Origin of the sequence: Klebsiella sp. K-Nf6, from assembly GCF_002806655.1 — a bacterium.
Taxonomy (GTDB): domain Bacteria; phylum Pseudomonadota; class Gammaproteobacteria; order Enterobacterales; family Enterobacteriaceae; genus Klebsiella; species Klebsiella variicola.
Map to the genome: position 1 here is coordinate 177,786 of NZ_PIBN01000009.1, position 25,465 is coordinate 203,250.

General features: G+C 62.2%; 22 protein-coding genes. 11 read left to right on the forward strand and 11 right to left on the reverse strand.

Annotated features, from left to right (window positions below):
- Positions 1–21: 21 nt before the first annotated feature.
- Positions 22–2,055 (reverse strand): choline BCCT transporter BetT, encoded by a 2,034-nt coding sequence (gene betT, locus CWM61_RS16745; protein ID WP_008805564.1) that lies wholly within the window; start codon positions 2,053–2,055, stop codon positions 22–24.
- A 128-nt stretch (positions 2,056–2,183) separates the two neighbouring features.
- On the opposite strand from betT, the gene betI reads away from it, so the two are divergent.
- Genes betI through betA form a run of 3 tightly spaced genes read left to right on the forward strand, consistent with a single transcriptional unit; the run spans position 2,184 to position 5,935 of the window.
- Positions 2,184–2,771 (forward strand): transcriptional regulator BetI, encoded by a 588-nt coding sequence (betI, locus tag CWM61_RS16755; protein ID WP_004151671.1) that lies wholly within the window; start codon positions 2,184–2,186, stop codon positions 2,769–2,771.
- 13 nt (positions 2,772–2,784) lie between these two features.
- Positions 2,785–4,257, forward strand: a complete 1,473-nt coding sequence (gene betB, locus CWM61_RS16760; RefSeq protein WP_074386595.1) for a betaine-aldehyde dehydrogenase — start codon at positions 2,785–2,787, stop codon at positions 4,255–4,257.
- 13 nt (positions 4,258–4,270) lie between these two features.
- Positions 4,271–5,935, forward strand: coding sequence for a choline dehydrogenase (gene betA, locus CWM61_RS16765; protein WP_100631580.1), 1,665 nt, complete (start codon positions 4,271–4,273; stop codon positions 5,933–5,935).
- 120 nt (positions 5,936–6,055) lie between these two features.
- Here betA and CWM61_RS16770 read toward each other — a convergent pair whose 3' ends face one another.
- Positions 6,056–6,751: a GNAT family N-acetyltransferase gene (locus tag CWM61_RS16770; protein ID WP_087851150.1), complete on the reverse strand. Its 696-nt coding sequence runs from the start codon at positions 6,749–6,751 to the stop codon at positions 6,056–6,058.
- A gap of 205 nt (positions 6,752–6,956) precedes the next feature.
- Here CWM61_RS16770 and CWM61_RS16775 point away from each other — a divergent pair, with 205 nt between their 5' ends.
- The 5 genes from CWM61_RS16775 to CWM61_RS16795 all read left to right on the forward strand — a co-directional run bounded on the left by CWM61_RS16775 (position 6,957) and on the right by CWM61_RS16795 (position 12,021).
- Positions 6,957–8,525, forward strand: a complete 1,569-nt coding sequence (locus CWM61_RS16775) for an ABC transporter substrate-binding protein (protein ID WP_100631581.1) — start codon at positions 6,957–6,959, stop codon at positions 8,523–8,525.
- 120 nt (positions 8,526–8,645) lie between these two features.
- Positions 8,646–9,668 carry an ABC transporter permease gene (locus tag CWM61_RS16780; protein ID WP_008805559.1) on the forward strand — a complete coding sequence of 341 codons (1,023 nt, stop codon included), beginning with the start codon at positions 8,646–8,648 and terminating at the stop codon, positions 9,666–9,668.
- On the forward strand, positions 9,668–10,501 hold the full coding sequence (locus tag CWM61_RS16785) for an ABC transporter permease (RefSeq protein WP_100631582.1): 834 nt from the start codon (positions 9,668–9,670) through the stop codon (positions 10,499–10,501). The genes CWM61_RS16780 and CWM61_RS16785 overlap by 1 nt, the downstream gene beginning before the upstream one ends.
- Positions 10,494–11,330 carry an ABC transporter ATP-binding protein gene (locus tag CWM61_RS16790; RefSeq protein WP_074386601.1) on the forward strand — a complete coding sequence of 279 codons (837 nt, stop codon included), beginning with the start codon at positions 10,494–10,496 and terminating at the stop codon, positions 11,328–11,330. The genes CWM61_RS16785 and CWM61_RS16790 overlap by 8 nt, the downstream gene beginning before the upstream one ends.
- Positions 11,317–12,021: an ABC transporter ATP-binding protein gene (locus tag CWM61_RS16795; protein WP_074386602.1), complete on the forward strand. Its 705-nt coding sequence runs from the start codon at positions 11,317–11,319 to the stop codon at positions 12,019–12,021. The genes CWM61_RS16790 and CWM61_RS16795 overlap by 14 nt, the downstream gene beginning before the upstream one ends.
- Positions 12,022–12,578: 557 nt before the next feature.
- Here CWM61_RS16795 and CWM61_RS16805 read toward each other — a convergent pair.
- On the reverse strand, positions 12,579–13,916 hold the full coding sequence (locus tag CWM61_RS16805; protein ID WP_100631584.1) for an aspartate aminotransferase family protein: 1,338 nt from the start codon (positions 13,914–13,916) through the stop codon (positions 12,579–12,581).
- Positions 13,917–14,096: 180 nt separating this feature from the next.
- Here CWM61_RS16805 and CWM61_RS16810 point away from each other — a divergent pair, with 180 nt between their 5' ends.
- Positions 14,097–14,861 (forward strand): SDR family NAD(P)-dependent oxidoreductase, encoded by a 765-nt coding sequence (locus CWM61_RS16810; protein ID WP_012968743.1) that lies wholly within the window; start codon positions 14,097–14,099, stop codon positions 14,859–14,861.
- 53 nt (positions 14,862–14,914) lie between these two features.
- On the opposite strand, the gene CWM61_RS16815 is transcribed toward CWM61_RS16810, so the two are convergent.
- Genes CWM61_RS16815 through CWM61_RS16830 form a run of 4 tightly spaced genes read right to left on the reverse strand, consistent with a single transcriptional unit; the run spans position 14,915 to position 17,889 of the window.
- A complete protein-coding gene (locus CWM61_RS16815; protein WP_061155415.1) occupies positions 14,915–15,676 on the reverse strand; it encodes an amino acid ABC transporter ATP-binding protein in 762 nt (253 codons plus the stop codon).
- Positions 15,669–16,334 (reverse strand): amino acid ABC transporter permease, encoded by a 666-nt coding sequence (locus tag CWM61_RS16820; RefSeq protein WP_049155897.1) that lies wholly within the window; start codon positions 16,332–16,334, stop codon positions 15,669–15,671. The genes CWM61_RS16815 and CWM61_RS16820 overlap by 8 nt, the downstream gene beginning before the upstream one ends.
- A 14-nt stretch (positions 16,335–16,348) precedes the next feature.
- Complete coding sequence (locus CWM61_RS16825) at positions 16,349–16,990, reverse strand: amino acid ABC transporter permease (protein ID WP_004142522.1); 642 nt, start codon at positions 16,988–16,990, stop codon at positions 16,349–16,351.
- A gap of 47 nt (positions 16,991–17,037) precedes the next feature.
- Complete coding sequence (locus tag CWM61_RS16830; protein WP_002893184.1) at positions 17,038–17,889, reverse strand: transporter substrate-binding domain-containing protein; 852 nt, start codon at positions 17,887–17,889, stop codon at positions 17,038–17,040.
- Between the two features lie 241 nt (positions 17,890–18,130).
- Between CWM61_RS16830 and CWM61_RS16835 the strand changes: the two genes are divergently transcribed.
- Entirely contained in the window at positions 18,131–19,594 is a 1,464-nt protein-coding gene (locus CWM61_RS16835) for a PLP-dependent aminotransferase family protein (RefSeq protein ID WP_004176948.1), read from the forward strand.
- Here the strand turns inward: CWM61_RS16835 and CWM61_RS16840 are convergent.
- On the reverse strand, positions 19,591–20,925 hold the full coding sequence (locus tag CWM61_RS16840; RefSeq protein WP_100631585.1) for a PLP-dependent aminotransferase family protein: 1,335 nt from the start codon (positions 20,923–20,925) through the stop codon (positions 19,591–19,593). The two genes, CWM61_RS16835 and CWM61_RS16840, sit on opposite strands and share 4 nt — an antisense overlap.
- 123 nt (positions 20,926–21,048) lie before the next feature.
- Between CWM61_RS16840 and CWM61_RS16845 the strand changes: the two genes are divergently transcribed.
- Complete coding sequence (locus CWM61_RS16845; protein ID WP_100631586.1) at positions 21,049–21,957, forward strand: DMT family transporter; 909 nt, start codon at positions 21,049–21,051, stop codon at positions 21,955–21,957.
- A 103-nt stretch (positions 21,958–22,060) separates the two neighbouring features.
- Here the strand turns inward: CWM61_RS16845 and CWM61_RS16850 are convergent, their stop codons facing one another.
- The 3 genes from CWM61_RS16850 to CWM61_RS16860 all read right to left on the reverse strand — a co-directional run bounded on the left by CWM61_RS16850 (position 22,061) and on the right by CWM61_RS16860 (position 25,464).
- Positions 22,061–23,329: a Zn-dependent hydrolase gene (locus CWM61_RS16850; RefSeq protein ID WP_100631587.1), complete on the reverse strand. Its 1,269-nt coding sequence runs from the start codon at positions 23,327–23,329 to the stop codon at positions 22,061–22,063.
- Between the two features lie 97 nt (positions 23,330–23,426).
- Positions 23,427–24,437, reverse strand: coding sequence for an ABC transporter ATP-binding protein (locus CWM61_RS16855; RefSeq protein ID WP_008805548.1), 1,011 nt, complete (start codon positions 24,435–24,437; stop codon positions 23,427–23,429).
- On the reverse strand, positions 24,427–25,464 hold the full coding sequence (locus CWM61_RS16860; protein WP_008805547.1) for an ABC transporter ATP-binding protein: 1,038 nt from the start codon (positions 25,462–25,464) through the stop codon (positions 24,427–24,429). Before CWM61_RS16860 ends, CWM61_RS16855 begins: the two co-directional genes overlap by 11 nt.
- Between the last annotated feature and the right edge of the window lies 1 nt (position 25,465).

Sequence of the window (25,465 nt, forward strand, 5' to 3'; positions counted from 1 at the left end):
CCCCGACGGGGGCTCCCCTGATTAGCCGTCCGGGAACATCACGCTGTTCCCCGGCGCTTCCCGATGAAGATGGATAAAGTTCAGGTGCCGCTCGTACTGGTCGAGAATATCGGTGATCACCTGCTCTTTGCTGTAGTCCATCAGGTCGTTACCCTGACTGCCCTCCAGCAGGAAGGTCTCCAGCCGGTAATAGGTGGATTTCCCGCTGCGCGCTCGATAGGTAAAGCCCGGCACCGAGTACTGCTGCGGCCAGATCTTGTAGATGAAGTTCTGCTCGTCGCCCATGTGCACCAGCAGATCGAGGTGGCCAAGGTTCTCGCCCTCTTCCGGCGGCAGACTCTTCAGTTCCACCGCGGCGCCGCGCAGCCGCAGCTCCTGGGCTACCTCTTCCATCGCCGGGTAGCACACCGTCTCCATCATCTGTTTGGTATAGCGCGTGCCCGGGTAATTCATCAGCCGCGACAGGCGCTTCTTCCAGCTCAGACGATCCTGGAGGCCCATCGGGCGCGGGGCGGTGTCGCGACTGGCGCTGACCCGGCGGTAATCTTCCACTTTCAGGGATTTATACAGCCCGGCCATCACGAAGAAAATCACAAAGCTGAACGGCAGCCCCATGATCACCGTGGTGTTCTGCAGCGCCGAGATGCCGTTGGTCATCAGCATGCCGAGGGTCAACAGACCGATGGCCACCGACCAGAAGATGCGCAGCCAGTTCGGGGCATCGCTGTTGATGTCCTTCAGCTTCGAGGTGAAGTTCCCCAGCACCAGCGCGCCGGAGTCGGCGGAGGTGACGTAGAACAGCAGACCGGTAATGGTCGCCACCGACGCGCTAAAGGTAAACGCCGGGTACTGCGCCAGCAGGCTGTAGAATCCGCGCTCCGGGTGGACCATCGCCTCCTCGGCAAAGGCCGCATCGCCGTGAATAATCTCATACAGCGCGCTGTTGCCGAACACCGACAGCCATAGCAGGGTAAAGGTGAACGGAATAATCAGGGTGCCCATCACAAACTGGCGGATGGTGCGCCCGCGCGAAATGCGCGCCAGGAACAGGCCCACAAACGGCGACCAGGCCACCCACCACGCCCAGAAAAAGAGCGTCCAGTTATTCATCCATTCCACCGGCCGGTCGAAGGCGAAGCTGTTCAGCGTCATGCCCATAAAGCGGTTGACGTAGTCGCCGACGTTCAGCACTAACGCATTAAGCAGGAAGGAGGTATCGCCCATGAACAATACAAACAGGATCAACCCCAGCGCGAGGGCGACGTTCAGCTCGGAGAGCACGCGGATGCCCTTGTCCACCCCGGAGGTGACCGAGATGGTGGCGATGATCACCGACAGCGCAATCAGAGCTGCTTTCGCCGCCAGCGAGTCCGGAATATCGAACAGCACGCTCAGACCGTAGTTGAGCTGCACGACGCCGATACCGAGGGTGGTGGCGATGCCGAAGATGGTGCCGATCACCGCCGCAATATCGACGCTGTGGCCGATGGGCCCATTGATCCGTTTGCCAAAAATCGGGTACAGCGCCGAGCGGATGGTGAGCGGCAAATTATAACGATAGCTAAAGTATCCCAGCGCCATACCCATCAGGGCATACATTGACCAACCGGTTAAGCCATAGTGAAACAGCGTCCAGACCATCGCCTGGCGCGCCGCCTCGATGGTCTGCCCCGCCCCTTCCGGCGGCTGCATATATTGCGTCACCGGCTCGGCGACCGAGAAGAACATCAGGTCGATACCGATCCCGGCGGCGAACAGCATCGCCGCCCAGCTCAGCAGGCTGAACTCGGGCTTTGACTGCTCCGGGCCGAGCTTCACCGAGCCGAAGCGCGAGCAGGCAATGCAGACGACGAAGACGATATACAGCGTCGCCGCCAGCAGATAGTACCAGCCGAAGGTTTTCGACACCCAGTTGAGGGTGCGCCCAATCCACTCGGCAGAAAAATCGCGAAAAAAGATCGTCATCAGGGAAAACAACAAAATCAGTCCGGCCGAGGTATAAAAAACCACCGGATTGATTTTGTCCTTTTCTCTGTTTTGCGAAAGATCTGTCATCCAGTATCCCCACTGTTTTTGTAACTATTAAAATTCAATAACGTAACAATTAAGACACATTTTATATTGAACGTCCAATCAAAAACCGCTTTAATAGTTAACCAACGCTGATGAATGGAGTGGCAAAAATGCCCAAACTGGGGATGCAGCCAATCCGGCGCAGGCAACTGATCGACGCCACGCTGGACGCAATAAATGAAGTCGGAATGCATGATGCGACCATCGCGCAGATCGCCCGACGGGCGGGCGTCTCGACGGGGATCATCAGTCACTATTTCAAAGATAAAAATGGTCTGCTGGAGGCGACCATGCGCGACATCACCAGCCAGCTGCGCGACGCGGTGCTCAACCGTCTGCACGCCCTGCCGGACGGCAGCGCCAGCCAGCGCCTGCAGGCGATTGTCGGCGGCAACTTTGATGAGACGCAGATCAGCAGCGCGGCGATGAAGGCCTGGCTGGCCTTCTGGGCCAGCAGCATGCACCAGCCGATGCTTTATCGGTTACAGCAGGTCAGCAGCCGTCGGCTGCTGTCGAACCTGGTGTACGAATTCCGCCGCGAGCTGCCGCGCGAGCAAGCGCAGGAGGCCGGCTACGGGCTGGCGGCGCTGATAGACGGCCTGTGGCTGCGGGCGGCGCTCAGCGGCAAACCGCTGGATAAGACGCTGGCGCAGTCGCTGACCAGCCACTTTATTCGTCAGCATTTACCGAACCCATAACCGAGGAGGCGTTATGTCCCGAATGGCAGAACAGCAGCTTTATATTAATGGTGGTTATACATCGGCCACCAGCGGTCGCACCTTCGAGACCATCAACCCTGCCACTGGCGAGGTGCTGGCGACCGTTCAGGCTGCCGGACGCGAGGATGTCGACCGCGCCGTTGAAAGCGCGCAGCGTGGGCAAAAAATCTGGGCGGCGATGACCGCCATGGAACGCTCGCGCATCCTGCGTCGCGCCGTCGACCTTCTGCGTCAGCGCAACGACGAGCTGGCGCGACTGGAGACGCTGGATACCGGGAAACCCCTCAGCGAAACCGCCGCCGTCGATATCGTCACCGGCGCCGACGTGCTGGAGTATTACGCGGGGCTGATCCCGGCGCTGGAAGGCAGCCAGATCCCGCTGCGCGACAGTTCCTTCGTCTATACCCGTCGCGAACCGCTGGGGGTGGTAGCCGGGATCGGCGCGTGGAACTACCCGATCCAGATCGCCCTGTGGAAATCGGCGCCGGCGCTGGCCGCTGGCAATGCGATGATTTTCAAACCGAGCGAGGTCACCCCGCTCACCGCCCTCAAGCTGGCGGAAATTTACAGCGAAGCGGGCCTGCCGGACGGGGTGTTTAACGTCCTGCCAGGGATCGGCGCGGAAACCGGCCAGTATCTGACCGAGCATCCGGACATCGCCAAAATCTCCTTCACCGGCGGCGTCGCCAGCGGCAAAAAAGTGATGGCCAACTCCGCGGCCTCGTCGCTGAAAGAGGTCACCATGGAGCTGGGCGGTAAATCGCCGCTGATTATCGCAGACGATGCCGACCTCGACCTCGCCGCCGATATCGCCATGATGGCTAACTTCTACAGCTCCGGTCAGGTGTGCACCAACGGCACCCGGGTGTTTGTCCCGGCGAAACAGAAGGCGGAATTCGAGCACAAGATCCTCGAACGCGTGGGCCGCATCCGCCCCGGCGATCTGTTTGCCGATGACACCAACTTCGGCCCGCTGGTCAGCTTCCCCCATCGCGACAACGTTCTGCGCTATATCGAGAGCGGCAAACGCGAAGGTGCGCGCCTGCTGTGCGGCGGCGAGGCGCTGAAAGGCGATGGTTTCGATAACGGCGCGTGGGTCGCCCCCACGGTGTTTACCGACTGTAGCGACGAGATGACCATCGTGCGCGAAGAGATCTTCGGCCCGGTGATGTCGATCCTCAGCTATACCGACGAAGCGGAGGTCATTCGCCGCGCCAACGCCACCGAATACGGCCTCGCCGCCGGCGTGGTGACGCCCAACCTCAACCGTGCCCACCGTCTTATCCACCAGCTGGAAGCCGGCATCTGCTGGATCAACAGCTGGGGTGAATCCCCGGCGGAGATGCCGGTTGGCGGCTATAAGCACTCCGGCATTGGCCGCGAGAACGGCGTCATGACGCTGCAGAGTTACACCCAGGTGAAGTCCATCCAGGTTGAGATGGGTAAATTCCAGTCCATATTTTAACCGGGAGGTTTTTTTGCAATTTGACTACATCATTATTGGCGCCGGCTCCGCCGGCAACGTTCTGGCAACACGACTGACTGAAGATCCAAACACCACCGTCCTGCTGCTGGAAGCCGGCGGCCCGGACTACCGGTTCGATTTCCGCACCCAGATGCCCGCCGCGCTGGCTTACCCGCTGCAGGGCAAACGTTACAACTGGGCCTACGAAACCGAACCTGAGCCGTATATGAACCATCGCCGCATGGAGTGCGGACGCGGCAAAGGGCTCGGCGGCTCGTCGCTGATCAACGGCATGTGCTACATCCGCGGTAACGCGATGGATCTGGACAACTGGGCCAAAGAGCCGGGTCTGGAACACTGGAGCTATCTCGACTGCCTGCCCTACTACCGGAAAGCGGAAACCCGCGATATCGGGCCTAACGACTATCACGGCGGCGATGGCCCGGTGAGTGTGACGACGCCGAAGCCGGGCAATAATCCCCTCTTCGAGGCGATGGTCACCGCCGGGGTGCAGGCGGGTTATCCGCGCACCGACGATCTCAACGGCTACCAGCAGGAAGGCTTTGGCCCGATGGACCGCACCGTGACGCCGCAGGGCCGTCGCGCCAGCACCGCCCGCGGCTATCTCGACCAGGCGCGCGGTCGCCCGAACCTGACCATCCGCACGCATGCGCTGACCGATCACATTATTTTTGCCGGCAAGCGCGCGGTGGGCGTCGAGTGGCTGGAGGGAGAAAGCACGATCCCGTCCAAAGCGACGGCCAACAAAGAGGTGCTGCTGTGCGCCGGGGCGATTGCCTCGCCGCAGATCCTGCAGCGCTCCGGCGTCGGTAACCCGGAGCTGCTCAGGCAGTTCGATATCCCGGTGGTGCACGATCTCCCCGGCGTGGGTGAGAACCTGCAGGACCATCTGGAGATGTATCTGCAATATGAATGCAAAGAGCCGGTGTCGCTCTACCCGGCGCTGCAGTGGTGGAACCAGCCGAAGATTGGCGCCGAGTGGCTGTTCGGCGGCACCGGCATCGGCGCCAGCAACCAGTTCGAAGCGGGCGGTTTTATCCGCAGCCGCGCAGAATTTGCCTGGCCAAATATTCAATACCACTTCCTGCCGGTGGCGATTAACTACAATGGCTCCAACGCGGTGAAAGAGCACGGCTTCCAGTGCCACGTCGGTTCAATGCGTTCGCCCAGCCGCGGCCACGTGCGCCTGAAGTCGCGCGATCCGCACGCCCATCCGGCGATCCTGTTTAACTATATGTCCCATGAACAGGACTGGCAGGAGTTCCGCGACGCCATCCGCATTACCCGCGAAATCATGAACCAGCCAGCGCTGGATAAGTATCGCGGCCGCGAAATCAGTCCGGGAATAGAATGCCAGAGCGATGCCGAACTGGATGAGTTTGTGCGCAACCACGCCGAGACCGCGTTCCACCCGTGCGGGACCTGTAAGATGGGTTACGACGAGATGGCGGTGGTCGACGGCGAGGGCCGCGTCCACGGTCTGGAAGGCGTGCGGGTGGTCGATGCCTCGATTATGCCGCAGATCATCACCGGCAACCTCAACGCCACCACCATTATGATTGGCGAGAAGATGGCTGACGCCATTCGCGGCCGCCAGCCGCTGCCGCGCAGCACCGCGGCGTATTATGTCGCTGGCGACGCGCCGGTTCGCCGTTAACGGGTCAATGCCGGGCGGCGGCTACGCCTTGCCCGGCCTACCCTGAGGCAATGTAACGTAGCCCCGGTAAGCGCAGCGCGACCGGGGTGCCGTTCCCGGGTTTGACCACATAGGTTGATGTTAGCGAAACGCCTCCAGGCGTTTGATCTGCTGCCCGTCGGCAGTAAAGTTCTCCGCCGCCAGCCACGCCCGCAGCGCCGCATCGCGCGCAGGCCACTCGCCGTCGATGATGGACAGCATATCGCTGTCACGCGTCCGCCCTTTACGCACCAGCCTTTGCCGCAGACGTCCTTCCCAGCTAAAGCCCAGCCGCTCGGCGGCCCGGCGCGAGGCGACATTCATCGAATCGCATTTCCACTCCAGCCGACGGTAGCCATGGTCAAAGCCGTTCTTCAGCAACAGCCAGACCGCTTCGGTACCCAGCGGGGTGTTTTTCATCCGTCGCGACCAGGTGACATGGCCGATCTCAACCGTGCCCATTTCCCGCTCGATCGCCATATAGCTGACGATGCCCACCGCCTGCTCGCTACGCAGGTCAATCACCGCGTACGGCACCAGAGCATCATCATTCACCTTGCCCGCGATCCAGTGGGCGGTCGCCGCCACGCTCTCCGGCCGCGTAGACGCCAGCCACGTCCAGTCGCTGTTGTCGCCGAGCGCATAGGCGGCAAACAGATCCGCCGCATGACGGTCAACGTCCAGCGGCTCCAGTCGACAAAAACGGCCGTTTAACGCCGTCCGCCGCAGGACTTGCGCCCCCTGCCAGCCGGGGACAAGATCGTTCACCTGCTGGCCAAACTCATTGATTTCCGGCACACCCACCTCCTTGCAATAGACAATTTGTTATAGCAAGAAGCCAGAAGCGGAGAAAGGCGCTTCTGCGCGACCGGCAATAACCTGTCGATCTTGAATATGCGTTTTTAGCATAAGGATATCCTTATTTTGACTTTACGCCTTTTGGCAAGCGGCCTAACGTAGCGAGGCATAAAAAATTAAAACAACCATTTTTCAGGGATTGCACATGACCAAAAAACTGTTGCCTTTACTGGTACTGACGGCGCTCACCGCCGCCGCGCATGCCGCTACACCGCCCAACACGCTGGTGGTTGCCCAAGGTCTCGACGATATCGTCAGCCTCGACCCGGCGGAAGCGAACGAACTCTCCAGCATTCAGACGGTCCCCAGCCTCTATCAGCGTCTGGTGCAGCCGGACCGCAACAACCCTGAAAAAATCGTACCGATCCTCGCCGAAAGCTGGCAGGCCGATCCGGCGGCCAAAACCCTGACCATCAAACTGAAGCCGGATGCCAAATTCGCCTCCGGTAATCCGCTGCGCCCGGAAGATGTGATTTTCTCTTACACCCGTGCGGTGACGCTGAATAAATCGCCGGCGTTTATTCTCAACGTGCTCGGCTGGCAGCCGGATAACATCGCCAGCCAGCTGAAAAAGATTGATGATCATACCCTGACGCTGCACTGGACCGCCGACGTCAGCCCGGCGGTGGCGCTGAATATTCTCTCCACCCCTATCGCCTCCATCGTTGATGAAAAACAGGTAGCGCCGAACGCGAAAAATAATGACTTCGGCAACGACTGGCTGAAGATGCACTCGGCGGGCAGCGGGGCCTATAAAATGCGCGTCTACCAGCCGCATCAGGCCATCGTGCTGGAAGCCAACGCCAGCTCCCCCACCGGCGCGCCGAAGATCAAGAGCATCATTATTAAAAACGTCCCCGACCCGGCTTCCCGCCGCCTGCTGATCCAGCAGGGTGATGCCGACGTGGCGCGTGATCTCGGCGCTGACCAGATTGCCGCCCTGCAGGATAAACCCGGCGTGAAGGTGCTGAGCATCCCATCTGCCGAGCAGAACTATCTGGTGTTTAATACCGCCAACAGCGCCAACCCGCTGCTCAATAACCCGGCTTTCTGGGAGGCGGCGCGCTGGCTGGTCGATTATGAGGGCATCACCAAAAATCTGCTGAAAGGCCAGTACTTTATTCACCAGAGCTTCCTGCCAGCCGGCCTGCCGGGGGCGCTGGAAACCAATCCGTTCACCTTCGACCCGCAAAAAGCTAAGGCTATCCTCGATAAAGCGGGCATTAAGGATGCCCACTTCACCCTCGACGTGGAGAACAAACCACCGTTTATCACCATCGCCCAGTCGCTGCAGGCCAGCTTTGCCCAGGGCGGGGTGAAAGTGGATCTGCTGCCGGCCGCCGGCAGCCAGGTCTATGCCCGGGTACGCGCGAAACAGCATCAGGCGGCGATCCGCCTGTGGATCCCGGACTACTTTGATGCCCACTCTAACGCCAGCGCCTTTGCCTGGAACGATGGTAAATCCAGCACCGTGGCCGGGCTCAACGGCTGGCAGATCCCTGAGCTGAATAAAGCTACCCTCGCCGCGGTGGCGGAGCCGGACCCGGCGAAGCGCCTCGACCTGTACAAAACGATGCAGGGATCCCTGCTGCAGCATTCGCCGTACGTCTTTATTGACCAGGGGAAAACCCAGATCGTGGTGCGTGACAACGTGAAGGGCTATCAGCAGGGGCTGAACGCCGATATGGTCTGGTACGATAACGTGACCAAGTAAGCGGGTTTTTGTCACCGGGTACGGCGGCCTCACCTGCCCGGATGACCGACGCCTCACCCAGGCCCGGTCGGCGTCGCGCCGCCGGGTACCATGCTGATATACCAGGAATTTCCATTTTCCATGCCATCGTTTTCCACTCACCTTACCCGCCTGCTGCAGGGGCTGTTGACGCTGCTGCTCACGCTGTTCGGGCTGCTGCTGGTCACCTTCTCGCTCTCCGCGCTGTCGCCCGTCGACCGCGTACTGCAGATCGTCGGCGACCATGCCAGCCAGTCGACCTATGACCAGGTTCGCCATCAGCTGGGTCTCGACCAGCCGCTGCCGGTGCAGTTCTGGCACTACCTGGTCAACCTGGCCCATGGCGATCTCGGTATCGCCAGCGCCACCGGCCAGCCGGTGCTCCACGATCTGCTGGCGGTCTTCCCGGCCACCCTTGAGCTGGCGACCCTGGCGCTGATCGTCGGTGCGGTACTGGGCATCGTCGCCGGGGTGCTGTGCGCGCGTTACGCCGGTTCACCGTGGGATCTGGCGGTGCGCACCTTTACCCTGTTGGGCAACTCGGTGCCGATATTCTGGCTCGGCCTGCTGATGCTGGCCCTGTTCTACGCCCGGCTGCAGTGGGCGCCGGGCCCGGGTCGCCTCGACGATATTTATCAGTACACCGTCGAGCCGCGCAGCGGTTTTGCGCTGATCGACACCTGGCTCTCCGGCGATACCGCGGCGTTTAAAAATGCGATCGGCCATCTGGCGCTGCCGGTGCTGGTGCTGGCCTATTACTCGCTGGCCAGCATCACCCGTCTGACCCGCTCCGCCTGCCTGAGCGAGATGAACAAAGAGTACATTCTGCTGGCGCGGGCCAAAGGGGCCGGAGAGATGACGATTTTGCTGCGCCACGTCCTGCCCAATATCCGCGGCACTCTGCTGACGGTGACCGCTCTCGCCTGGACCTCGATGCTCGAAGGGGCGGTGCTCACCGAAACCGTCTTCTCGTGGCCGGGGATCGGCCGCTATCTCACCACCGCGCTGTTCGCCGGAGATACCACGGCGATCATGGGCGGCACGCTGCTGATTGGCGTGAGCTTTGTGCTGATCAATAACCTGACCGACCTGCTGGTGCGGTTAACCGATCCGAGGGTGCGCTGATGCCGACTTATCTGTTTTTACGCCGTCTGCGCCGCTCACCCGCCGCCTTCAGTGGCCTGACCCTGGTGATCCTGCTGGTGCTGACCGCGCTGTTCGCCCCGTGGCTGGCACCGCACGATCCCAACTGGCAGGATGCCGCCGCTCGTCTGCAGGGGCCGGGCGCAGGGCACTGGCTCGGCACCGACAGCTACGGCCGCGACCTGCTGTCGCGCCTGCTCTACGGCACCCGCCCGGCGCTGGGTCTGGTGGCGCTGGTGACCGCCATTACCCTGCCCGTCGGGCTGCTGGTAGGTATCCTCTCCGGCTACTATGGCGGGTGGCTGGAGCGGATACTGATGCGGTTTACCGACGTGGTGATGTCGATGCCGCGCCTGATCCTCGCTTTCGCGTTCGTGGCGATGCTCGGCCCGGGGCTGGTCAACGGCGCGCTGGCGTTAGCCCTGACCACCTGGCCGGCCTACGCCCGTCAGGCGCGCAGCGAAATTCAGCGCCTGCGCCATAGCGATTACCTCGCCGCGGCGGAGATGCTGGGTATTCGCGGCTGGCGGCTGCTGGTCGGCCATATTCTGCCGCTGTGTCTGCCGTCGGCGATTGTCCGGCTGGCGCTCGATCTGGCGGGCATTATCCTCGCCGCTGCCGGGCTCGGCTTTCTCGGCCTTGGCGCCCGCCCGCCGATGGCGGAGTGGGGAGCGATGATTGCTGACGGGATGCAGGTGATTTTCGACCAGTGGTGGATCGCCGCCATCCCCGGCGCGGCGATCCTGCTCGCCAGCCTGGCGTTTAACCTGCTGGGCGATGGCCTGCGCGATATTCTGGAGCCGCAACATGACTGACATCCGACTGACCGTCCAGGGACTCGCCGTCGACTACCCCACCGCCCGGGTGGTGGATAACGTCAGCTTCACCCTCGGCAACGAGCGGCTGGCGCTGGTGGGCGAATCCGGCTCCGGCAAATCGATGACCGCCCGGGCGCTGATGGGCCTGGTGCGCAAGCCCGGGGTGGTGAGCGCCGAACGGCTGGAGGTGCTGGGGCGCGATGTGCTAACCCTCAGCGCCCGCGGCTGGCGGGCGCTGCGCGGCAACGATATCGCTATGGTGCTGCAGGATCCGCGCTATGCGCTAAATCCTGTGCAGTCCATTCAGGCGCAGCTGGAAGAGGCGTTAACCCTGCATCAGCGTCTCAGCCGCCGCGCGCGCGCCGAGGCGGTTAAAGACGCCATCGCCGCCGTCGGTCTGGATCTGCCGGTCCTCAGCCGCTATCCCGGCGAGCTCTCCGGCGGGATGGGGCAGCGGGTAATGATCGCCCTCGCGCTGCTTAATAACCCGAAAGTGCTGATTGCCGACGAGCCGACCTCGGCCCTCGACGCCCGCCTGCGCAACCAGATCCTCGAGCTGCTGGTGGAGCAGTGCGCACAGCGGCAGATGGCCATGTTACTGATCAGCCACGATCTGCCGCTGGTGGCCGCGCATTGCGATCGCGTGCTGGTGATGTACCAGGGGAGCCGGGTCGATGAGATGCCGGCGCCGGCGCTGCCGAGCGCGACGCACCCTTATACGCGCACCCTGTGGACCTGCCGGCCGAATGCGCACACTTACGGCCAGATGCTGCCGACCCTCGACAGAACCCAGGACTTTACGGAGACGGCCCATGGCGATCGTTAATCTTCAGGATTTGCAGGTAACATTCGGCGCGAAGACGGCGGTCTCTGCCGCCAGTTTCTGTGTCGACGCCGGGGAAACCTTCAGTCTGATCGGCGCCTCCGGCTGCGGCAAATCGACGATTTTGCGCGTGCTCGCCGGATTACAGCGCGAATGGCGCGGCAGCGTGGAACTGCTGGGCCAGGGCATCGCGCCGGGCGCCCGCTTTCAGGGCGCGCTGCGACGCAACGTGCAGATGGTGTTTCAGGATCCGTACGCCTCGCTGCATCCCAACCATACCCTGTGGCGCACCCTGGCGGAGCCGCTGCAGATCCACGGCATCCGCGACGTTGCCCCGCGGGTGACCACCGCCCTTGAGCAGGTGGGTCTGGCCGCCGACGCCGTGCGCCGCTATCCACACCAGCTCTCCGGCGGGCAACGGCAGCGCGTGGCCATTGCCCGCGCCCTGCTGCTGCGCCCGCAGATCCTGCTGCTGGATGAGCCGACCTCGGCGCTGGATATGTCGGTGCAGGCGGAAATTCTCAATCTGCTTAACCGCCTGAAACAGGAGCACGGCATGACCTATCTGCTGGTCAGCCACGATGCCGACGTCATCGCCCATATGTCCGATCGGGCGGCGTTTATGGCGGAGGGCGTGATCCAGCGCTTTTTCGATCGCGACGCGCTGGTCAACGGAGAGCACCGGATGAGGTGAGGTCAGCGGATGCGCCGTTGTTTTGTCGGGTGGCGCTTCGCTTACCCGACCTTATTCGGCTCTGACTGTCTGTAGGCCCGAGCAAGCGCAGCGCCGCCGGGCGATGGCATCAGGCCTGGAGCCGCATCTATGCCGGGTGGCGGCGTACGCCTTACCCGGCCTACAAACCCAAATCACCGCGGGTCCTGGGGCTGCTGAAACTGCCGGTGCTGGCGGCCTCAACATCGCTGAGACGTTCCCGGAAGGCCGGGGCAGCCCGCATGGATGCGGGCTGAGGGCCGTGTTTTGCATGGACGCTGCCTCGGCCCGACCCGAAGCCTGCAGGGATAAGTCGAAGGCACCACGCAGTGGCGATGTTGCTGGCCGGAGCCCGGGGGTACAGGGGGCGGCGGCGACTGGCCGCCCCCTGTGCGCTCCCTGCGCCGTAAGAGACATAACGCAGAAGACTAACCGGGAGCGCAATGTGCGCTGAAATCGCAGATCACATACAAGCCCTGCCCCTCTCCCGGAGGGAGAAGGAACCGTCCGGCTGTCGTCTCCGCCACTATCCCACTCCCCTACTTCGCCAGGCTGGCAAAGCGAGCAAAGACCGCATCAAAAATCGCCAGCCCTTGCGCCACCTGCTCAGCAGTAATGGTGCACGGCGGCACCACGTGAATGCGGTTCTCCACCACAAAGGCCAACAGCCCAGCCTCGGTTAAGGCCCCTTTGATCGCGGCCATGTCGGCGGCGGTCAGCGGCGTTTTTTGTTCACGGCTGCTCACCAGTTCCAGCGCCTGGAACAGGCCGCGACCACGCACCTCGCCGATAATGGCGTACTTCTCCGCCAGCGCCTCGAGGCCGGGACGCAGCACCTCGTTGCCGATATAGGCCGCGTTCTCAACCACCTTCTCCTCTTTCATCGCGTCGATGGTGGCGACAATCGCCGCCATCGCCAGCGGATGGCCGGAGTAGGTCAGCCCCCCGGCAAAAAAGTGGTCGTCAAAATAGCGGGCAATCGGTTCGCTAATCAGTACCCCGCCCGCCGGCACGTAGCCCGCGTTAACCCCTTTGGCAAAGGTCACCAGATCCGGCACCACGCCATCTTGTTCGAAGGCGAACCAGCTGCCGGTACGGCCAAAGCCGGCCATCACCTCATCGAGGATCAGCATAATGCCAAACTCGTCGGCCAGGGCACGCACACCCTGCATATAGCCTGCCGGCGGCACGAGGATCCCGGCGGTGCCGGGGATGGACTCCAGCAGGATCGCCGCGATGGCCGTCGGCCCCTCGCATTCAATGATCCGCCGCAGATGCGCCAGCGCGCGCTGGCACTCCTCTTCCTCAGTCGCGGCATTGAACTCGCTGCGGTAAAGGTAGGGGTTGAAGAAGTGAACATGGCCGCGGGAGAACTCATTCGGCACCCGGCGCCAGTCGCCGGTAGCGGCGATCGCGCTGCCGGTGTTGCCATGGTAGGAACGATAGGCCGACAGCACCTTGTCGCGCCCGGTATAGAGCCGCGCCATGCGAATCGCGTTCTCATTGGCATCCGCCCCGGCGTTGGTGAAGAACACCTTGCTGAAGCCCGCCGGCGCCAGGTCGACAATGCGCTTCGCCGCTTCGCCGCGGGCAAGGTTGGCAGTGGCGGGCGCGATGGTGACCAGGGTCTCCAGCTGCGCCTTCATGGCCGCCAGTACCCGGGGGTGCTGATAGCCAATGTTGACGTTCACCAGCTGGCTGCTGAAATCGAGCCAGGTATTCCCCTCGTAATCCCATAGCTCGCAGCCTTGCGCCCCGGCAATCACCAGCGGATGGAGATTGCCCTGCATCGACCATGAATGAAACACATAAGCGCGATCCAGCTGCCGAACTTCATCATTGCTTACCGCGACCTCGTTCTGTAGTGCCAGCTTCATACCCTGCCCTCTCTCATGTCGTTGTGGTTGGCTTCATCATTGGCCGCGGCAGCGCAAAACGGATAGAGCCAGTGCGTGAAAAACGATGTGACACGGTGTCACATCCGCGTCCGCCGTCTGGCCCTGTGCCTTGCCGTCCGGCGTTTTTATAGTGGAGGGACAACCGCACAGGAGAATGACATGGCAACGAGCAACGTAGTGTTTATCACCGGGGCGACCTCGGGTTTTGGCGAAGCGGCAGCGCAGGTGTTTGCCGACGCGGGCTGGTCGCTGGTGCTGACCGGGCGCCGCTATCCGCGACTGAAGGCCTTGCAGGACAGACTCGCCGCCCAGGTGCCGGTGCATATTATTGAGCTTGACGTTCGTGACAGCGAGGCGGTGGCTGCCGCCGTGGCGTCGCTCCCCGCCCCCTTCGCCGATGTCACCACCCTGATCAACAACGCCGGGCTGGCGCTGTCGCCACTGCCGGCGCAGGAGGTGGCGCTGGAGGACTGGAAAACGATGATCGACACCAACGTCACCGGTCTGGTGACGATGACCCACGCCCTGCTGCCGACGCTGATACGCCATGGCGCCGGGGCGAGTATTATCAATATCGGCTCGATTGCCGGACAGTGGCCCTATCCCGGCAGCCATGTGTATGGCGCCAGCAAGGCGTTTGTGAAGCAGTTCAGCTATAACCTGCGCTGCGATCTGCTTGGCACCGGCGTGCGGGTCACCGATCTGGCGCCGGGGATTGCCGAGACCGAATTTACCCTGGTGCGTACCAAAGGCGACCAGGCGGCATCGGATAAGCTCTATCGCGGCACCACGCCGCTGAGCGCGCGCGATATCGCCGAGCAGATGTTTTATATCGCCACGTTGCCGGCGCATATGAACATTAACCGGGTGGAGGTGATGCCGGTGCGCCAGGCGTGGCAGCCGTTCGCCATCGATCGGGATTAAGCGAAACCCGACGCATCCCTTGCCGGCGCTGCCGGCAGGGGATGCAAGCCGGACTAACGGCTGCTTTGCAGAAACTGCCTGACGCGTTCGGAGTCAGGCTGAGTGAAGAACTTCTCCGGCGGCGCCTTCTCAATCAGCAGTCCCTTCTCCAGAAACACCACCTCGTTGGACACCTGGCGGGCAAAATCCATCTCGTGCGTCACCACTACCATGGTGTAACCCTCGGCGGCGAGGGCTTTCATTACCCCCAACACCTCATTAACCAGCTCCGGATCCAGCGCCGACGTCGGTTCATCGAAGAGAATAACTTCGGGCGACATCGCCAGTGAACGAGCGATCGCCACCCGCTGCTTCTGCCCGCCGGAGAGAGTGATCGGGTAAACATCGGCTTTGTGCGCCATGCCCACTTTCTCCAGCTGCTGCATGGCAATGGCCTTCGCCTCGTCTCGTTTCATGCCCTTAACGTGCAGCAGCGCCTCGCTGACGTTTTGCTGAACGGTCAGATGCGGCCACAGGTTAAAACTCTGAAAGACCATCCCCACCCGCTCGCGGATTTTGGCCAGCTGGCGGTGCGACATCGCCCGGCCGCGCTGCTCATCAATCCCCAGTCGCTGACCGCTGATATGAATTTCGCCGCGGTCCGGCTGTTCCAGCCAGTTCATACAGCGCAGCAGGGTGGATTTTCCCGACCCGGACGAGCCGAGAATACTCACCACGGTCCCCTTCTCCACCGTCAGATTAATATCCCGCAGGACTTCCACATTATCGAACTGTTTGGAAACGTTTTTAACGCTTACGGCAATAGACTCAGGCATGGCTCATTCCTCTTTTGGCTCCCCAGGCGGTCAGGCGCTTAATCAGCAACTCCAGCAGAATGCTGATCGCCCAGTAAAGCCCAATGGCGACGATAAAGGCGTTAAACGGAATAAAATAGGTCGCCTGGACGCTGTTGGCGGCGGCGGTGATCTCCTGAACGGTAATAATGCTCAGGAAAGCGGTGTCCTTCAGGCAAATAATCAGCTGATTGCCGATCAGCGGTAAGGCGGAAGAGACGATATTCGGTAAAATAATCCGCCGGAAAATGGCATAGCGCGAAAAGCCCTGAGCAATCGCCGCTTCAATATATCCGCCGGAAAATACCCGTCGCTGGCTGCGCAATATTTCAAAGAAATAGGCACCATGATAAATAATCAGGGCCAGTAAACCGGCGGTCCACGGCTCCATACTAATACCGAGCTGCGGCAGCCCGTAATACAGAAGATAAGCGAGGATCAAAAAAGGGATCGCGCGCATCAGGCTGACGAAAGCAATAATAATCCGGTTAATCACTTTCTTTTGATATTCGCTAAAATAACACAGCGCAATACCGATAATCAGCGCCGCCAGGGCGGCGGTAATAAACAGTTCGAGGGTCGCGAATAACCCGGCAATAAAGCTATCGCGAACCGACCAGATAACGCCCCACTGATTCATAATGCCTCCCGTTCCTAGCGCGCCAGACGCCTGGCTTTACGTTCCGCGATACCCTGCAGCTTCAACAAACAGCCGATGATCACCACATACAGCAGGCCGGCGGCGAGGATCGGCGACAGCGGCTCGTAGGTGACCGAGGAGATACGGTTGGTGACCCGGGTGAGATCCACCACGCCAATCACGGCGATGGCCGGGCTACCTTTGATCAAAAAGGACATCTCATTGACCAGCGCCGGCAGGCTCTCGATCCACATCTGCGGCAGCATGATGTAGCGGAAGTAGGTCCAGCGGCGCATTCCCACCGACTCCGCCGCCTCCCGCTGTTCGCGCGGAAAGGTGCGGAAGGCGTTGCGCCAGATCTCAGCGTTAAACGCCGAGGTGTTAAGCGTCAGCGCCACAATCGCGGCCACGTTCTTGTCGAGGTTAATACCCATCGTGGGCAGCGAAAGAAACAGAAACAGCACCAGCGTCACCAGCGGCGTCGCGCGGGCCAGACTGATATAGACCACCAGCAGCTGGTCGATCACCGGCAGGCGCAGCATCCGCACCAGGGCAATCAGCAGGCCCGCCACCACCCCGAAGGCGATAGCGATGGCCGAAATCCAGAGGGTCGTCCATGCGCCTTCGATTAATAACTGCCAGGAAATTGCATCCATGAGGCCCTCCTTCTCAGCAACAGGCGGCGGTCGCCCGCCGCGGAATATTACAGTCCGGCGAGTTTGTGAAACTGTTCCGGGCTGGTGATCGCCTCGGTCGGCAGGTTGTCATAGGTTTCGCCAAACCATTTTTTCTGCAACTCGGCGAGCTTGCCGGTCTCCTTCATGTGGTTCATAAACTTGGTCATATAGGCCAGCAGCTGCGGCGAATTTTTCGGGATCGGCCACGCCATATACCCCGGTCCGGAGACGGCCAGCCCTTTGGCGAAGACCTTCGGTTTGGCTTTCGCCAGGTCGTTTACCGAGATCACCACGTTAATCACGTAATCCAGTCGCTTATTCGCCAGGTCGGCGTAGGCTTCCGGATAGGAGGGATACTCCACCACCGGTCCCAGCTTGCCGCCGGTCTTCTCCAGCATCGCCTTCAGCTCCGGCAAACGCGCCAGCAGCGCGCTCCCGGCCTGTAACCCCACTTTTTTGCCGCTGAGATCGGCAATGGTATTTAACGAGGTATCGCCAGCGCGTTTGACGAAATAGTGCTGTGCGGAGGCCCACGGTGGGGTGAAATCAAAGACCTTCAGCCGCTCATCGGTAATAACCGCCCCGGTTAAGGCCATATCGTATTGCCCGGTGGAGACAGCCGCTAATAATCCGGTCCACGGTAATATGCTCTGGTCGACATGGAATTTGGCGTACTTACGTAATTCCTCAAGCATATCTTTGTTAAAGCCATCGGCCTGGCCATTATTCATAAAGTTAAACGGCGCATAATCATCTTCCGTCGCCACTTTCAGGGTGCCGGATTTTTCTATTTCCGGAAGATCCGCCGCGACGGCGTGATAAGAAAAAGCGACCGTTAATACAGCGCTCAGACACATTGATGCCAATGATTTTTTCATTATTTCACCCCTGATGGATTGGCCAGACGGGTTCATTCCAGAACGCGAAAAGGTTTCTGCAAAATAGTGGCCGGGGACGTTCCGGTCCACGGCGGCTGAATACGTTTTTAATGTGGGAGCGTTTTTCAATTCCGTATAGAGCCAGATGGGCCGCATCGCTGTGTCAGATGGTGGCAGGGTGGTATGGAATTTGCTGAGTGTAACGGGTGGTCGCAATGCGTTATTGCCAGAGGAGCCCCGTATGATCCGTCACCTGTTACACGTTGATTTCCAGCCTGGCCGCGGTTTGCAGGAACAGGTACGAGAGACGCTGGTGAATGCCATTCTCAGCGGGATCTTCGCCGCCGACACCCCGCTGCCCTCCTGTCGCCAGCTGGCCAGCCAGCTTCGCGTCTCGCGCAACACCACCGCGCTGGTGTTTGAAAGTCTGGTCAACGAGGGCTACCTGATTAGCCGCCCACGAAGCGGTTACTACCTGCATCCCGACTATCATGAAGCTTCGCCTGCCGCCGTCGAGAGTGCACCGCAGCGCGAAGCCGCTGCACCACGCTGGGGCGACCGGCTGCAGATGACCCCCAGCCAGCAGGAGTCGATCCTCAAACCGGCGGGCTGGATGCACTACCGCTACCCGTTTATCTACGGCCAGCCCGATACCCGCCAGTTCCCGCTGGCCACCTGGCGCTCGGCGGCGAACTGGCTGCACGGCGGGGTGCGCGACCCGGCGTGGGTCATCGACCATATTGACCAGGATGTGCCGATGCTGATCGAGCAGATCCGTACCCGGGTGCTGCCCAAGCGCGGCATTGTCGCCGCGCCGGACGAAATTCTCATCACCCTTGGCTCGCAAAATGCGCTCTACCTGCTGACCCGACTGCTGCTCTCTTCCACCACCCGCATTGGCGTCGAAAACCCCTGCTTTCGCGAAGCCATCAACACCTTTCTGCTCGCCGACGCCGAGGTGGTGCCGCACCCGGTGGATGAAGAGGGGATCGTGCTTAATGAGCGTCCCTGCGATTACTACTATGTCACTCCAGGCCATCAGGTGCCCACCGGGGTGACCATGAGCAGTGCGCGGCGTCGCCAGCTGCTGGAGCATGCCGCCCGCCATGACGCGGTCATTATTGAAGATGATTATGACTCGGAGAGTAACTTTACCCTCAACCCGCTGCCGGCGCTGAAGGCCAGCGATCGCAGCGGCCGGGTGGTGTATGTCAGCAGCCTGTCAAAAGCGCTGTCGCCGGGGCTGCGGCTGGGGTTTATGGTCGCCGACCCGGACCTGATCGACGAGGCGCGCGCCCTGCGCCGGCTGGTCTATCGCCATCCGCCGACCAACATTCAATACCAGATGGCCCACTTCCTTGCCCAGGGCCATTATGAAACCCATCTGCGGCGCTACCACTACGACTCCGCCCAGCGCTGGGAACGCCTGCATGCCGCCCTGCAGCGCTATCTGCCGTCGTGTCGTGCCCTGGCGGGGAGCGAACATGCTAACGCCTTCTGGCTGCAGACCCCGGCGCAGATCAACACCCAGCAGCTCACCTGGCGCGCCGCTCACGCTGGCGTGCTGATTGAGCCCGGGGCGCGCCATTTTCTCAGCGCCGCGCCGCCGGATAACTATTTTCGCATGGGATTCCACGCCATTAACCCTGACGCCATCGCCCAGGGGGTGGAGGTCCTGCGCGGCCAGCTGGAGCAGATGGGTTAGCGGTATTGTTCATACTCAACGGCGTCGCGCACGCTGAGCAGCGCCGGGCGCAGGCTGTCGAGAGGAACTGAACCGAGCGCAATGCGCAGCGCCTGTGGGATCGTGGCGGAGACGCAGAACGGCTCGGCGGTCGACACCGAAATACGGCGTTCCATCAGCGCATTCGCCAGTCGATCGGCCCGGCTCTCTTCACCCAGAGGCAGCCAGACAAAGTACGAATCGGGATGACTGACGACGGGAAGCCCACAAAGCACCTCGCGGGCCACCTGCTGCCGCTGTCGCGCATCCTGTCGTTTCTGCATTTCAAAGCGGGCCACCGTGCCATCTTCAATCCAGGCGCAGATCAGCGAACTTATCAGCGTCGGCGTATTCCACGTCGTGGCCCGGATGGCGCGCTCAATCTCCGGCCGGTAGCGCGGCGGAGAGATCACCACGCCCACGCGCAGTCCGGTGGCGATATTTTTTGAAAAACCGGTGACATACACCGTTCTTTCCGGCGCATAGCTGATCACCGGCGGCGGCGGACGGCTCACCAGCCGGGCGTAGGCGGCATCTTCAATAATCAGCAGATCGTGCTGGCGCGCGAGATCGGCCAGCGCCTGCCGCTGCCCGGTGTTGAGCACCCAGCCCAGCGGATTGTGCAGCGTTGGCATGGTATACACCGCCCGCACCCGCCGCTGCTGGCACAGCGTATGAAGCGCCTGCAGGTCCGGCCCCTCCGGTCGACAGGGGATCGCCGCCAGCTCCAGATGATACAGCGCCGCCAGAACCTTGAAGCCCGAATAGGTCAGCGCATCCACCGCCACCACATCGCCCGGACGTAACAGCCCCATGACGGTCACTGCCAGCCCGTGCTGTGCGCCGTTGACGATCAGGACATTTTCCGCATCCGGCGTAAAGTGCTGGCAGGTTAAATGGCGGGCGATAATTTCCCGCTCGGCGAGCCGCCCGGCATGAGGCTGATAGCGCAGATGCGAGTCAATATCGCCCGCCATCGCCAGCTGCCTGAGCGCCTCGCGCAGCGCATCGCCCTGCTCCGGCAGCGAAGGGTAGTTGAAATTGAGATCCACGACATCGGCAGCCACCACCTGCTGATCGACCCCATGCCCCGGCGGCAGCGAGAGGTCGCGCACGAAGGTGCCGCGGCCGGTTTCGCCGCTGACCAACCCCATCTCTTCCAGTTCACGGTAGACGCGCGTGGCGGTGGCCAGCGAGATGCGCTCCCCGGCGGCAAGGATACGGTGCGTCGGCAGACGGGTGCCTGCGGGCAGTTGCCCGCTGCGGATCGCCTGGGCATATCGGTCGACAACGGCTTTATATCGGGCTTTCATCGTGAAATGTATCTATGACAATAATTTGATTGTATTAGATTGGGCACATTACCATCGCCACAGACGATGCTCAAGCGGGCACAGCACATCTGATAACGCGAGGTTAACGTGGTAGATTCAACAATGGATAAATCGGTGCCCGGTCCCTGGTCCGGATGGCTTCATGGTTTACTGGGGGTGATTATTTTTAGCGGTTCGCTGCCCGCGACGCGGCTGGCGGTGCAGGATATGGATCCGTTCTTATTGACCTTTCTGCGCGCCTCCATCGCCGGGCTGCTTGCCGTCGCGCTGCTGGTCGGCTTTCGCCAGAAACGCCCGCGCCTGGCGCAGCTTGTACCCTTGATCATCGTCTCATCAGGGGTGGTGATCGGCTTTCCCCTGCTCACGGCGCTGGCCCTGCAGCACATCACCTCGGCGCATTCGATTGTGTTCATTGGCCTGCTGCCGCTGATGACCGCCCTCTTCGGCGTACTGCGCGGCGGCGAACGCCCGCGGCGGGCTTTCTGGATCTTTTCGCTGCTGGGCAGCCTGCTGGTGGTGGGATTCGCCCTGACGCAAAGTGCGGCGGCCTCACTCAGCGGCGATCTGCTGATGCTGGCGGCGGTTATCGCCTGCGGCCTCGGCTATGCGGAAGGGGCAAAGCTGACGCGGGAGCTCGGCGGCTGGCAGGTGATCTGCTGGGCGCTGGTGATAGCCCTGCCGTTGATGCTCCCCGCCTCGCTGCTGGTTCAGCCCACGTCCTGGCATGCCATCTCGGCCTCCTCCTGGGCGGCGCTCGGCTATGTGTCGCTGTTCAGCATGCTGATCGGTTTCATCTTCTGGTACAAAGGGCTGGCCGCGGGCGGGATCGCCGCCGTCGGCCAGCTCCAGCTATTGCAGCCGTTCTTCGGGCTTGGCCTGTCGGCGGCGCTGTTGCACGAAACCGTCAGCCCCTTGATGCTGGCGGTTACGCTGGGCGTGGTGCTGTGCGTGGTGGGCTCGCGCAAATTTGGCCGTCAGCGGGTTGTCGCAGGGAGCGGGAGCCGTGATTGACCGCCCCGTCATCCGCCGACCCGGGCCGCGGAGGCGTAACCGCCTTACCCGGGCGACAGCGTGATCAACGGCTGGAGGACGCGTCGCCGGGGAGGACGACCGTCTACACCGGCCGCGCGTACTGAAGCATCACCTGCAGCAGCACGTTGGCGCCGGCGGCGACGTGCTCCGGCGAGGCATACTCAATTTCGTTATGGCTGATCCCGTCCTTGCAGGGAATAAAAATCATCCCGGTGGGCGCCAGGTAGCTCATATACACTGCGTCATGCCCGGCGCCGGAGACGATCGGCCGCGCCGGATAGCCCAGCCGCTGCGCGGCATCGGCAATGGCCTGCTGGCATTCGGCATCGAACGGCGCCGCCGGATAGTGGCTTACCTGCTTCAGGGCCACCTGCAGACCGCTCTCCCGCTCAACCTCCGCGATAAACGCCCGCAGCTGGCGATCCATCTCGTCCACCAGCGCATCGCTGAGATTGCGCATATCAATGGAGAAGGTGACCTCCCCTGGCACCACGTTGCGGCTGTTGGGCCACACCTGCACGCTGCCGACGGTGCCGCGTCCCTCTTCGCTGCGCCCGGCAATGGCCACCACTTCCTGCATAATGCGCGTCGCCACCTGCAGGGCATCCTGACGCAGGCGCATCGGCGTAGGCCCGGCGTGCGAGGCCTGGCCGGTGACCACGCAGTCGTACCAGCGGATCCCCAGCACGCCCTGCACGATACCGATGGTTTTCGCTTCATCTTCGAGAATCGGCCCCTGCTCGATGTGCGCTTCAAAATAGGCGCCGATGGGATGCTCCCCTGGGGTCTGCTCGCCAATATAGCCGATCTGCGCCAGCGCCTCGCCGACGCTGACGCCCTCTTTATCCGTGACGGCCCAGGTCTCTTCCAGCGGGAAGACGCCGGCAAAGACCCCGGAGCCCATCATCACCGGCACAAAGCGCGACCCCTCTTCGTTGGTCCAGAACACCACCTCAATCGGCGCGTCGGTGTCAATCTGCAGATCGTTGAGCGTGCGCACCACCTCCAGCGCCGCCAGCACGCCGTAGTTGCCGTCAAATTTGCCGCCGGTGGGCTGGGTGTCAATATGGCTGCCGGAGACGATGGGCGGCAGGCTGGGGTTGCGGCCTTCCCGGCGCATAAACACATTGCCGATTTTATCGATGGTGACGCTCATCCCGGCCTCCCGCGCCCAGCCTATGACCTTGTCCCGCCCCTGGCGGTCGAGGTCGGTGAGAGTCAGACGGCGGCAGCCGCCCTTCGGCGTGGCGCCGATCTGCGCGAGATCCATTAACGACGCCCACAGGCGGTCGCCATTGATGCGCCAGCCGGTGGTGTCGGTCGCGGGGGTAAAAAGTACATCACTGCTCATGGTGGTCTCCTGACATCAAGGTCGCCGCCAGCGTAACCGGCGGTGGGAATGCGCTATCAACGCCTGGTCTTCATCCTGTATGGTTTTTTGCCGCTACTCAGACGGCAAGAGCCTGGGCGTTAGCGTCAATCGCCAGCTCGCGCCAGCGGTGGCAACTCACCGCGTGGCGCTCCGCGACGGATTCCGTCGGCGGCAGACTCTGCTCACAGACCGGGCGACGGTGCGGGCAGCGCTCGGCAAAAGCGCAGCCGGGCGGCAAGCGCGCCAGATCCGGCGGCGCGCCGGGAATGCAGTGCAGGGCATCACCTTTCTTAAGCCCCTCTTTCGGCCGACTGCCCAGCAGCACCTGGGTATACGGATGGCGCGGGTGGCGCAGGATCTCGCTCATCGACGCCTCCTCGACGATCCGCCCGGCGTACATCACCGCCACCCGGTCGGCGATCTCCACCGCGGCGCCGATATCGTGGGTCACAAACACGATCGACAGCCCACGCTGCTTTTGCTGCTCGCGCAGCAGGATCAGGATCTGGATTTGCACCGTGGCGTCGAGGGCGGTGGTCGGCTCATCCGCCAGCAGCAGCTGCGGGTTACAGGAGAGCGCAAGGGCGATCATCGCCCGCTGGCGCATCCCGCCGGACATCTCGTGCGGGTAAGCATCCAGCCGCCGCTCGGGGCTGGGAATGCGCACCTGGCGCAGGGCCTCCAGCGCCCTATCCCGGGCCGCCTGGCGCGACAGCCCTTCGTGGCGGCGCAGCCCTTCAATAATCTGTTGTCCGACGGTGTAGACCGGATCGAAGGCCAGCAGCGGCTCCTGAAAAATCATCGCGCAACGTCCGCCGCGGTAGCGCCGCAGCTGACTGGCGCTCATCGTCAGCACCTCGTCGTCCCCCACCTGCAGGGTGCCGGAGAGCTCACTGCTCCCCGGCGGGTGCAGGCGCATCAGCGCTCGCAGGGTCACGCTCTTGCCGGAACCCGACTCGCCAATCAGCGCCATCACCTCCCCCTTTTGTACGTCAAAGGAGACCCCGTTGACCGCGTTGATGGTCTGTCCGTCGCGGCGAAAGACGACCCGCAGGTCGCGCACATGGACAAAGGCGTTATCCGACATGGCTGACCTCCTTAAGGGGGATGCTTTGATGCCAGGGCGAGGCCGGCTGCGCCATCAGGCAGGCGCTCTGGTGCCCCTCCCCGACCGCCTCCAGCCGCGGTTTTACCTCGGCGCAGACCGCCTTCGCATGCGGGCAGCGGGTGTGAAAGCGGCAGCCGCTCGGCGGCGCGATGGGGCTGGGGGGATCGCCGCTCAGCGGTGAGGTCAGGGTGCGGTTTTCCGGGTCCATGGAGGGCATCGAGCTTAACAGCGCCCGGGTATAGGGGTGGGCGGAGGCGGTAAACAGCTGCTCCGCCGGGCCAATCTCCACCACTTCGCCAAGGTACATGACGAGGATCCGATCCGACAGCCAGCGAACCACGTGCAGATCGTGGCTGATGAACACGTAGGTCAGCTCGAGGGTCCGTTTCAGCTCCTGCAGCAGTTGCAGCACCTGGGCTTCGACCGATTTATCCAGCGCCGACACCGCCTCATCGAGGATCACCAGTCGCGGCTTCATCGCCAGCGCGCGGGCGATATTCACCCGCTGCCGCTGGCCGCCGGAGAGCGCATGCGGGTAGCGGTCGGCAAAGCGCGCCGGTTCAAGGCCAACGTGCGCCAGCAGATAGCGGGCATATTCGCTGGCCTCCCTGGCGCTGACGCCATGTACGCGCTGGCCGAAGGCGATGCTCTCCTCCATGGTCATGCGCGGATTGAGCGAAGCATAGCTATCCTGGAAGACCATCTGCACCTGACGACGGTAGGCTTTCAGCGGCAGACGTGACGAGCCGACCCCCTGTCCGTCGAAGATCAGTTCGCCGCTGTCCTGGGTGAGCAACTGCATCAGCAGCCGGGCGGTGGTCGATTTGCCGCAACCCGACTCGCCGACCACCCCCAGGGTTTCGCCTTTCATCACCGTGAAGCTGATATCGTCCACCGCCTGGACCACCTCCCGGCCTTTGCCGCCGCGAAAGTACTTCAGCAGGTGATTAACCTTCAGCAGCGGCTGCGCCGGCCCGCCAAGGTCGATATTGATAAAGGGTTGCATC

Coding starts and splice junctions, on each gene's coding strand:
- betT (WP_008805564.1), bottom strand. CDS start 2,055: ATGACAGATCTTTCGCAAAACAGAGAAAAGGACAAAATCAATCCGGTG.
- betI (WP_004151671.1), top strand. CDS start 2,184: ATGCCCAAACTGGGGATGCAGCCAATCCGGCGCAGGCAACTGATCGAC.
- betB (WP_074386595.1), top strand. CDS start 2,785: ATGTCCCGAATGGCAGAACAGCAGCTTTATATTAATGGTGGTTATACA.
- CWM61_RS16775 (WP_100631581.1), top strand. CDS start 6,957: ATGACCAAAAAACTGTTGCCTTTACTGGTACTGACGGCGCTCACCGCC.
- CWM61_RS16780 (WP_008805559.1), top strand. CDS start 8,646: ATGCCATCGTTTTCCACTCACCTTACCCGCCTGCTGCAGGGGCTGTTG.
- CWM61_RS16785 (WP_100631582.1), top strand. CDS start 9,668: ATGCCGACTTATCTGTTTTTACGCCGTCTGCGCCGCTCACCCGCCGCC.
- CWM61_RS16790 (WP_074386601.1), top strand. CDS start 10,494: ATGACTGACATCCGACTGACCGTCCAGGGACTCGCCGTCGACTACCCC.
- CWM61_RS16795 (WP_074386602.1), top strand. CDS start 11,317: ATGGCGATCGTTAATCTTCAGGATTTGCAGGTAACATTCGGCGCGAAG.
- CWM61_RS16805 (WP_100631584.1), bottom strand. CDS start 13,916: ATGAAGCTGGCACTACAGAACGAGGTCGCGGTAAGCAATGATGAAGTT.
- CWM61_RS16810 (WP_012968743.1), top strand. CDS start 14,097: ATGGCAACGAGCAACGTAGTGTTTATCACCGGGGCGACCTCGGGTTTT.
- CWM61_RS16815 (WP_061155415.1), bottom strand. CDS start 15,676: ATGCCTGAGTCTATTGCCGTAAGCGTTAAAAACGTTTCCAAACAGTTC.
- CWM61_RS16820 (WP_049155897.1), bottom strand. CDS start 16,334: ATGAATCAGTGGGGCGTTATCTGGTCGGTTCGCGATAGCTTTATTGCC.
- CWM61_RS16825 (WP_004142522.1), bottom strand. CDS start 16,990: ATGGATGCAATTTCCTGGCAGTTATTAATCGAAGGCGCATGGACGACC.
- CWM61_RS16830 (WP_002893184.1), bottom strand. CDS start 17,889: ATGAAAAAATCATTGGCATCAATGTGTCTGAGCGCTGTATTAACGGTC.
- CWM61_RS16835 (WP_004176948.1), top strand. CDS start 18,131: ATGATCCGTCACCTGTTACACGTTGATTTCCAGCCTGGCCGCGGTTTG.
- CWM61_RS16840 (WP_100631585.1), bottom strand. CDS start 20,925: ATGAAAGCCCGATATAAAGCCGTTGTCGACCGATATGCCCAGGCGATC.
- CWM61_RS16845 (WP_100631586.1), top strand. CDS start 21,049: ATGGATAAATCGGTGCCCGGTCCCTGGTCCGGATGGCTTCATGGTTTA.
- CWM61_RS16850 (WP_100631587.1), bottom strand. CDS start 23,329: ATGAGCAGTGATGTACTTTTTACCCCCGCGACCGACACCACCGGCTGG.
- CWM61_RS16855 (WP_008805548.1), bottom strand. CDS start 24,437: ATGTCGGATAACGCCTTTGTCCATGTGCGCGACCTGCGGGTCGTCTTT.
- CWM61_RS16860 (WP_008805547.1), bottom strand. CDS start 25,464: ATGCAACCCTTTATCAATATCGACCTTGGCGGGCCGGCGCAGCCGCTG.